The organism is Nocardia neocaledoniensis (assembly GCF_029868625.1).
In the GTDB taxonomy this organism is placed as follows: domain Bacteria; phylum Actinomycetota; class Actinomycetes; order Mycobacteriales; family Mycobacteriaceae; genus Nocardia; species Nocardia neocaledoniensis_A.
In genome coordinates this window covers 43,684-51,187 of the sequence record NZ_JARWOJ010000128.1, presented here as the reverse complement: position 1 = coordinate 51,187, position 7,504 = coordinate 43,684, and the positions used below count along the sequence as shown (strand labels likewise).

The window sequence follows — 7,504 nt, the reverse complement described above, 5'->3', positions numbered from 1 at the left end:
GTTCTATCGCGGCGGGTTCGGCGGCTTCGCGGCCTGACAGCCGAGGGGGGGGGGGGGGGGGGGGGGGGGGGGGGCCCCCCGCGCGGCGGGGGGGCGGGGGGGGGAGGGGCGGGCGGGCCCCCCCCCCCCCCGCCCCCCCCGCCGGCCCCCCCCCCCAACCCCCCCCCCCCCCCCCCCCCCCCCCCCCCCCCCCCCCGGGGGGGGGGGCCCCCCCCCCCCCCCCCCCCCCCCCCTCGGCTGTCAGGCCGCGAAGCCGCCGAACCCGCCGCGATAGAACAGCAGTGGCCGCGCGCCCTCGACGGCGCGCAGAGCACCGATCCGCGCCAGGACCACCGTGTGGTCGCCCGCGTCGTGCTCGAGCTCGACGGTCACCTCGATCCGGGCCAGCGCGCCCGCCAGCGCGGGCGCGCCGTTGCCTGCCCGCTCCCAGTCGATCCCGGCGAACTTGTCCGCGCCGCTCACCGCGAACTGACGGCACAACGTGCCCTGATTCTCGGCCAGGACGTTGACACACAGCGCGCCCACCTCGCGCAGCCGCGGCCAGCTGGTCGAGGTCTTGGCCGGGCAGAACGACAGCAGCGGCGGATCCAGCGAGACCGATACCACCGACTGGCAGGCGAAACCCAGCGGCCCCGTCCCGTCGTGGGCGGTGATCACCGCGACACCGGTCGCGAAATGCCCGAGCACTCTGCGCAGCTCGGCGGGGGCGGGGACATCCGCGTCGACGACGACGTGGTCTGCATTCATGGGGGATCCTCCCGGACGGAATTCGATGCCTTCCACCTTCGGTGGTGCCCGGCGCCCGGCTCAAGACGTCCTCCCGGTCAGCGGTTGCCATGCGGACTGGACCACTGCCCAGGCTTGCTACCATGCACCGATGGCGACTCCCGACCCCGACTCCGGCGTGCCCAATCTGCCGCCGACCAGCTGGGCGGTCCTCGCCATGCTCTCCTACGAGGAGGAAGTCTCGGGCTACGACCTGAAGAAGTGGGCCGACTGGAGTCTGCGCTACATCTACTGGACGCCGTCCTACAGCCAGATCTACGCCGAGCTGAAAAAGCTCGAACAGCACGGGTTCGCGACCTCGCGGCTGGATCGCGACAACGCGACCCGGGGCAGGCGGCTGTACCAGATCACCGACGCCGGCCGCGGCGCCGTCACCACCTGGTGGAACAACGCGCCGGTGGACCCGTCGGTGCTCAAACACCATGTGCTGCTGCGGGTCATGTTCGGCCACCTCGGGTCGCCCGACCGGCTCAAGCAGATCCTGCGCGACCACATCGCCGACGTCGACCGGCTGCAGAAGCACGCCGCGGTCGACGCCGAGGCCGCCAAATCCGAACCGGGCTGGGCCTACTCGCAGATCGTGCTGCAGTGGGCGCAGCGCCACTACGAGACCGAACGCGATCTCGCCGAGCAACTGATCGACGAGATCGACGCCGCCGCCACCGTGCTGGCGAAAGCCGAGCACGACGACCGGGCCGAATACCCGCATCCCACACCGGGACGGTGGCGCGAGATCGAGCAGCGCGTCAACGAAGAGGGTGGGCACCCGAACGGCGACTGACCGGGTTGGGGGCACCGTGGGCGCCCCCACCGGATCACTTCGCGGCGAGCCGCTCGATGTCGTCGATGATCTTGTTCGCGCCGAGCACGCCGATGCCGAGCATCCAGGTGTCGTCGGCGACCTCGTAGGCGCGGCCACCGGCCACCGCGGGCAGCGCGCCCCACAGCGCGGTCACCCTGGCCTTGGTGGTCCCGGTCGAGGATCCCGTGTAGTCGGCGTGGAACACCACGTCACCGTTGATCTGCTCAAACTGCTCGGGATCGAGTTCGGCCATCGAGTACTTGTTCCACTCCCGCGGCGGATGCTGGAAACCGACCTGGGCCAGCAGCGAACCGGAGAACGTCTCCGGGCCGTAGAGGCGGAACCGGTCCTCGGTGAACCGCACCATCGACACCGTCCTGCCCGGCGCCCCGATCCGCTGACCGACCGCCTTCGCGCGGGTGTCGAGCTGGGTGAGCAGCTCGGTCATCTCGGCGGACTTGCCGACCGCGGCGGCCGTCAGGTTCGCCTGCTCGTGCCAGTTGGTGCCCGAGTTCTCCGAGAACACGGTCGGTGCGATGCCGCTGAGCTGGGTGTAGAGCGGTTCGTGGCGCACCTTGGTGCCGATGATCAGATCGGGGGCCAGGTTGGCGATGGCGTCCACGTCGGGATCCTGGATGGTGCCCACTGTCGGGACCCCGGACAGCTTGTCGGCCAGGTACTTCGGCGCGCCATAGCCCATCGCGCGTTCGGTCACCGCCGCGGGCGTGATGCCCAGCGCCACGAGCGCGTCGAGGTGCGGTGAGTCGAGGACTACGATGCGCTGCGGGTTTGCCGGAACCTTCGTCTCGCCCATCGCGTGGGTGACGACCTGGCCGTCGGCGACCTCGGAATCGGCCGAACCGCAGCCGGTCAGCGCCAGGCTCGTCGCCGCGACCAGCGCGCCGAGGGCGGTCAGCAGCCGTCGGCTTCTTCTCTTCTTGATCTCCACCCCAGTGACATTAGCCTAACCTAACCAAGGTTGCCCTCGCTTCTCGGCGGCGGGTACAGTCCCGCCGGTGCGTTCGAGTCCTCCCGCCGCGACGGCCCGCCCCCGCGTCACCCCGTTCGCGCGCGGCGGTGCCGTGCTGCTGATCTCGGCGGTGCTGCTGTTCGGTGTGTGCGTGGCCAGTCTGGCGATCGGCGCGAAGTCGATCCCGATGGGCGAGGTGGTCGCCGCGCTGTTCGGGCAGGGTGACGGCAGCGTGCGGGTGATCATCGGGGACTGGCGATTGAGCCGCACGGTGGTCGGCCTGGTCTGCGGTGTCGCGCTGGGCGCCGCGGGCGTGGTGATCGGCGCGCTCACCCGCAATCCGATCGCCGACCCGGGACTGCTCGGCGTGAACGCCGGTGCGGCCCTGGGGGTGGTGGTCGGGTTGAGTCTCACGGGCGGTCTCGGCGTCAGCGGATACACCTGGTTCGCCTTCGCCGGGGCGGGCGCGGCGGCGATCGTCGTGTACCTGCTGTCGATGATCGGGCAGGCCACGGCCTCGCCGTTGCGGCTGGCGCTCTCGGGCGTGGCGCTGGCGGCCGTGCTGTCGGGGGTGACGCAGCTGCTGGTGTTCATGGACGAGGACGTCCTGGATTCCTTCCGCTTCTGGCGGATCGGTTCCCTGGCCGCGCGCGATCTCGCCGACATCGTGCCGCTGCTGCCGTATGTGGTCGGCGCCGCGCTGCTGGCGTTGCTGCTGTGCCGGTCGCTCAACGCGCTGAGCCTCGGTGACCGCACCGCCGCCGCGCTCGGGGTGAACCTCGGCCGGGTGCGCTTCCTCGGCTTCGTCGTGGTCACCGTGCTGTGCGGGGCCGCGACCGCGCTGGCCGGGCCGATCGCCTTCGTCGGGCTGCTGGTGTACCACATCGCGCGCTACCTCGTCGGCGCCGATTACCGCCTGCTCGTGCCCGTGTCGATGCTGCTCGCCCCCGTGCTGTTGCTGGCCGCCGATGTGCTCGGCCGGATCATCGCCGGTGGCGAACCGGTCCCGGTCGGGGTGATGACGGCCTTCCTCGGCAGTCCCGCGCTCATCGCGCTCATCGTCTTCAGTCCGCGGATGGGGGCCGAGTCGTGACGGTCACCGAGCTGTCCGGGCCGGGGTCGCGCCGGGTCACCGCCACCGGGATCACCCCGACCGACGCGGTGCTGCGGCTCGGGCGCGGCACCGTGCGATTCGACCGGCGCGCGAGCGTGGTCACCGTGCTGCTGGTGCTCGCGGTCCTGGCGATGGTCGCGATCTCACTCATGGTGGGGGAGTACACGATCGGGCCGGGCGCGCTGTGGGACGTGCTCACCGGGCAGCCGCGACGCAGGCTCGATCAGTTCTTCGTCGTCGACCGGCGGCTGCCCCGCGCGCTCGTCGCGGTCGGGGTGGGCGGCGGGCTCGCCGCCGCGGGCGCGATCTTCCAACGGCTGTACCGCAATCCGCTCGCCAGCCCCGACATCATCGGCTTCACCGACGGGTCGGCGGTCGGCGCCGTGCTGGTCCTGATCACCTTCGGCGGGACGCTCGGCGTGGGCGCGCTCGGCGCCGCGCTCGGTGCCCTGATCACGCTGGCGGTCATGGCCGTGCTCACCGTGCTCGGCGGCTTGCGCGGCACGCGGCTCGTGCTGGTCGGCATCGCGCTCGGCGCGCTGTCGACCTCGGCGACGTACTATCTGCTCAGCCAGGCGTACCTGCCCTCGGCCGCGGTGGCCAACGCCTGGCTGATCGGCTCGCTCAGCGGTCGCGGCTGGGGGCAGGTGCTGATCATCGGTGTCGGTCTCGCGCTCGTGACCCCGGTGCTCCTCGTGCTCAACCGTGCCTTCCACGCCCTCGACCTCGGCGACACCGTCGCCACGACCCTGGGCGTGCGCAGTGGTCGGGCGCGGATGGGGCTGATGGCCGGCGCGACCGTGCTGGTGGGCCTGTCGGTGGCCGCCGCCGGACCGATCGCGTTCATCGCCCTGGCCGCACCGCATCTCGCGCGCGGGCTCACCCGTACCACCGGCGCCGCGATCTTCGCCGCCGCGTGTGTCGGCGCGCTGCTGCTCGGGGTCAGTGACCTGGTGGCCGAACACGCCTTTCCCGCACCGGTGCCCGTGGGCGTGATCACGGTGAGCATCGGCGGGGTCTTCCTCATCTGGCTGCTGGTACGAGAGGGTCTGCGCCATCGTGTCTGAAACATCCACCGGGACGGTCGAATCCACCGGCGACGAGCACGGGGCCGCCCGATTGTGTGGCGCGTCGGTGCGCGTCGCCTACGGCGAGCGGACCGTGCTGCACGACGTGGACATCGCCGTACCCGACGGCCGGTTCACCGTCATCATCGGGCCCAACGCCTGCGGGAAGTCGACCCTGCTCGCGACGCTCGGGCGGATCCTGCGCCCCGGCGCGGGCTCGGTGATCCTGGACGGCAAGGACATCCACCGCTACTCGACCAAGGAGACGGCGCGCAGGCTCAGCCTGCTGCCGCAGACGCCGGGCGCACCGGACGGGATCGTCGTCGGCGACCTGGTCGCCCGCGGCCGCTACCCGCACCAGGGTCTGCTGCGGCAGTGGTCCGACGACGACGCCGCTGCGGTGGAGGAGGCGCTGGCCGCGACCGGCACCACCGAGTTGCGGCACCGCCGGGTCGACGAATTGTCCGGCGGTCAGCGCCAACGGGTCTGGATCGCCATGGTGCTTGCCCAGGCGACCTCGATCGTGCTGCTCGACGAGCCGACCACCTACCTCGACATCAGCCACCAGATCGACGTCCTCGACCTGTGCGAACGGCTGCACCGCGACCACGGCCGGACCGTCGTCGCCGTCCTGCACGACCTGAACCTGGCCTGCCGCTACGCCACCGACCTCATCGCCATGCGCGACGGCCGGATCATCGGCCGCGGCGACCCCCGCGATCTGGTCACCCCCGACCTCGTACGCGAGGTGTTCGACCTGGAGTGCGTCGTCATCGACGACCCGATCACCGGCTCGCCGATGATCGTGCCGGGCCGGCGCGGCACGCCCTGAGTCGTGTCCGGCGCGGGAGATCGGGGCTTGCGTTGGAGCGAACTCCACCTCCTACTGTTCGTGCCATGACCACGATTCAGCAGCTCGACGCCACCGCCGACCGGTTCCAGCGCGGCTCGGCACTGCTCCGGCACATCGGCGGACCCGAGGGGGCCGCCGTGCTGGACAGCCTGGCCGACATCGCGCCCGACGTGGGCCGACTCACCGTGGAGTTCGGCTACGGGGACATCCTCGCCCGCCCCGGCCTGCCCCTGCGGGAACGGCAGCTGGCGACGGTCGGCGCGCTGACCGCGCTCGGCACCGCCGCCCCGCAGCTGCGCTGGCACATCAACGGCGCTCTCAACGTCGGTGCGAGCCGCACCGAGATCGTCGAGGTGCTGATCCACGCCAGCGTCTACGCGGGCTTCCCCGCCGCGCTGAACGGGCTGCGCGTCGCCGAGGAGGTCTTCGCCGCCCGCGCCGACCTGTCCGACGAATCGGCCGCCGCCGTCCCCGAGGGCGACCGTTTCGAGCGCGGGAGCGCGGCGCTGGCCGCCATCGATGGCCACGCCGGCGAACAGGTACTCGCCTCGCTCGCCGACATCGCCCCCGACTTCGCGCGCTACCTGGTCGAATTCGCCTTCGGCGACATCTACTCCCGGCCCGGCCTCGACCTGCGGACCCGCGAGTTGGTGACGATCGCGATGTGCACCGTCCTCGGCGTCGCACCCCAGCTCGGCGTGCACATCCACGGTGCGCTCAACGTCGGCGCCACCCGGAACGAGGTCGTCGAGGTGCTGATCCAGATGATCAGTTACGCGGGCTTCCCCGCCGCGCTCAACGGAATCGCGGTGGCGCGCAGCGTCTTCGCCGAGCGCTAAGCGGTCGGGCCGAGGACGTCGCGGATCATGGCCCAGATCTGGGTGCGGGCGGTGGTGGTGGCCGTCAGTGACGGGATGGTGAGGAAGCCGTGGAAGAGGCCGTTGTAGCGGCGATGCCGGACCGCGACACCGTCAGCCGCCAGGCGCTGGGCGTAGGCGTCGCCCGCCGAGCACGGCGGATCGAGTTCGGCCGTGATCACCACGGCGGGCGGTAGCCCGGCCAGGGTTTCGGCGCGGGTCGGGACCAGGCGGACGTCGTCGGTGCCGTCGGGCGCGTAGTTCTGCCAGTACCAGCGCATGGCACTGGTGGTGTTGTAGTGGCCGGTGCCGAAGCGGCGGTAGGACTCGGTGTCGAAGTCGTCGTCGATCACCGGGTAGATCAGGATCTGGGCCGCGAGGGGCGGGCCGCCGCCGTCGCGCACCGCGATCGCCACCGTCGCGGCGAGATTGCCGCCCGCGCTGTCACCGGCGAGCGCGATCCGGGTCGGATCACCGCCGTACTCGCCCGCGTGCTCGGCCGCCCAGCCCAGCGCGGCGCGCACGTCCTCGTGCGCGGCCGGAGCCGGATGTTCCGGCGCGAGACGGTAATCCACCGAAACCACCACCGCACCCACGCCCTGGGCCATCGACCGGCAGAATTCGTCGTGGCTGTCCAGATCGCAGAACACGAAGCCGCCGCCGTGCGCGAACACGATCACCGGGAGCGCGGTCTCCGGACCGTGCGGGCGGTACACCCGGATCGGCAGGTCACCGCCGGGGCCGTCGATCGTGCGGTCGCGCGCCAGGCGCATGTCGGGAAGCCGTTGCAGCGGAGCCCTTCTGCCGAGGATCGCCGCCCGCGCCTCGGCCGCCGTCATCGTCGCCACCTCCGGAAAGCCGGCGTCGAGCGCGGCGAGCATCGCCGCCACTTCCGGATCGGGGACCGCCCCGGGCCCACTGGTCGGGAACACACGCGTCGTCACTGACCCTCCTGAGATCTCGGCCGCGCCCGCGGCGCTCGAGCAGCTGTCGGGCCACCGTAGGCCGGTCCGCGGCGAGCGGGACCGTGGTCTCCCACTGGGCGGAAACAGCGG

The 7,504-nt window shown here is 72.0% G+C and carries 8 protein-coding genes; 5 read left to right on the top strand and 3 right to left on the bottom strand.

What is annotated here, in order from left to right; genetic code table 11:
* Positions 1-240: 240 nt before the first annotated feature.
* Positions 241-747: a flavin reductase family protein gene (locus QH270_RS09075; RefSeq protein WP_280340109.1), complete on the bottom strand. Its 507-nt coding sequence runs from the start codon at positions 745-747 to the stop codon at positions 241-243.
* A 130-nt stretch (positions 748-877) separates the two neighbouring features.
* On the opposite strand from QH270_RS09075, the gene QH270_RS09070 reads away from it, so the two are divergent.
* Positions 878-1,567 (top strand): PadR family transcriptional regulator, encoded by a 690-nt coding sequence (locus QH270_RS09070; RefSeq protein WP_232999221.1) that lies wholly within the window; start codon positions 878-880, stop codon positions 1,565-1,567.
* A gap of 34 nt (positions 1,568-1,601) precedes the next feature.
* On the opposite strand, the gene QH270_RS09065 is transcribed toward QH270_RS09070, so the two are convergent.
* The gene (locus tag QH270_RS09065; RefSeq protein WP_280340107.1) at positions 1,602-2,537 is read right to left on the bottom strand and encodes an ABC transporter substrate-binding protein; all 936 of its coding nucleotides are present in this window, start codon (positions 2,535-2,537) and stop codon (positions 1,602-1,604) included.
* Positions 2,538-2,604: 67 nt separating this feature from the next.
* Here QH270_RS09065 and QH270_RS09060 point away from each other — a divergent pair, with 67 nt between their 5' ends.
* The 4 genes from QH270_RS09060 to QH270_RS09045 all read left to right on the top strand — a co-directional run bounded on the left by QH270_RS09060 (position 2,605) and on the right by QH270_RS09045 (position 6,431).
* On the top strand, positions 2,605-3,651 hold the full coding sequence (locus QH270_RS09060; protein WP_280340106.1) for a FecCD family ABC transporter permease: 1,047 nt from the start codon (positions 2,605-2,607) through the stop codon (positions 3,649-3,651).
* On the top strand, positions 3,648-4,739 hold the full coding sequence (locus tag QH270_RS09055; protein ID WP_280340104.1) for a FecCD family ABC transporter permease: 1,092 nt from the start codon (positions 3,648-3,650) through the stop codon (positions 4,737-4,739). Before QH270_RS09060 ends, QH270_RS09055 begins: the two co-directional genes overlap by 4 nt.
* Positions 4,732-5,571 (top strand): ABC transporter ATP-binding protein, encoded by an 840-nt coding sequence (locus QH270_RS09050; RefSeq protein WP_432420326.1) that lies wholly within the window; start codon positions 4,732-4,734, stop codon positions 5,569-5,571. The genes QH270_RS09055 and QH270_RS09050 overlap by 8 nt, the downstream gene beginning before the upstream one ends.
* Before the next feature lie 65 nt (positions 5,572-5,636).
* The gene (locus QH270_RS09045) at positions 5,637-6,431 is read left to right on the top strand and encodes a carboxymuconolactone decarboxylase family protein (RefSeq protein WP_280340102.1); all 795 of its coding nucleotides are present in this window, start codon (positions 5,637-5,639) and stop codon (positions 6,429-6,431) included.
* Here the strand turns inward: QH270_RS09045 and QH270_RS09040 are convergent.
* Positions 6,428-7,393 (bottom strand): alpha/beta hydrolase, encoded by a 966-nt coding sequence (locus QH270_RS09040; RefSeq protein ID WP_432420325.1) that lies wholly within the window; start codon positions 7,391-7,393, stop codon positions 6,428-6,430. The two genes, QH270_RS09045 and QH270_RS09040, sit on opposite strands and share 4 nt — an antisense overlap.
* Between the last annotated feature and the right edge of the window lie 111 nt (positions 7,394-7,504).